The organism is Xanthovirga aplysinae, assembly GCF_009711365.1.
Taxonomy (GTDB): Bacteria; Bacteroidota; Bacteroidia; order Cytophagales; family Cyclobacteriaceae; genus Xanthovirga; species Xanthovirga aplysinae.
On record NZ_SMMB01000318.1, the window covers coordinates 1 to 1,113 of the forward strand.

Below are 1,113 nucleotides of genomic sequence, written 5' to 3' on the forward strand. Positions count from 1 at the left end.
CCTCTCGTTCTTTTTTGTTCAAGCGGGCTTGCCATGAACCCAACTTATCGGTATATTTTATTCCTTCAAAAAGTACTATCCCATTCTTCATTATTTCCACGGAATATACTGGACAACTTCCCATACATGCTGTTTTCCGGTAAGTTATTAGAGCATCGCCACTCTGATTATATCTGGTGGATTGGCAAGAAAATAAAATAAGAAAAATTATGATGATGTTTTTTTTCATAATATATATTGCATTTATTTTCTTGAGATAAATAATACCTTAACTTACTCTGAATGGTATATTAAAATATTTAGTTGCTTGATTGGCTCAAAGTAGAAGAGAATTATCATTAATACAACTCCTAAATTAAATATATCTTATGAAAAAGAATTTTACCGTTGTTTTTTTCTTTATAACGATTTTGATAGGTAGCTCTTTTCAGGTTAGGGGACAACAACGTTCAATGGAAGGGAAACCTGTTATTTGCTATGAAGGAGACTTTAAAGGAAAAAGTAGTATTATTAATCCAGCCTTTTTAAATAAGGCTCTCCGGTCAAATGAATCTAAAACTTCCACCATTGAGGTCAACTATCATGGTTTTCCCCAGGAAGCTGAAGCAGCCTTTCAGCGGGCAGTGGACATTTGGGAGTTTATTCTTATTTCTGAGGTCCCTATTCGTGTAGAGGCCTATTGGGAAAATTTAGGATTTGGTACATTGGGGTCTGCTTCCCCTGGTGTGCTTTATACAAACTTTAAAGGTGCTCCTGAGATTAATACCTGGTTTCCTGTAGCATTGGCGGAAAAGATATCTCGAGAAGAATTGAATGGTGAGGATAGTCCAGATATTAGTGCCAGGTTTAACAACACCACTGATTGGTATTTTAATACAGATGGCAAACCTTCTTCCACCCAATTTGACTTAACTACTGTTGTTTTGCACGAAATTGGTCATGGATTGGGTTTTAGTGCCTCAATGAATGTGGATAACAATCAAGGTAATTGGGGACTTAATGGACTTCCTTTTATATACGATCGTTTTCTCTCTCATAATGGTGAATTTCTGATTGATACTTTAAGGATAAATAATCCTTCAACCAAGTTAGAAAATGCTTTAACAAGTGAAG

At 35.4% G+C, this 1,113-nt stretch carries 1 protein-coding gene and 1 pseudogene; one reads left to right on the forward strand and one right to left on the reverse strand.

The features are described 5' to 3' along the window. Positions 1-229: DUF6438 domain-containing protein (locus tag E1171_RS24070; RefSeq protein WP_222931314.1), on the reverse strand; the 229-nt coding region annotated here is incomplete at its 3' end. Positions 230-368: 139 nt separating this feature from the next. Between E1171_RS24070 and E1171_RS00940 the strand changes: the two are divergent. Continuing rightward, a pseudogene (locus tag E1171_RS00940) lies at positions 369-1,113 on the forward strand (hypothetical protein); the annotation flags it as partial.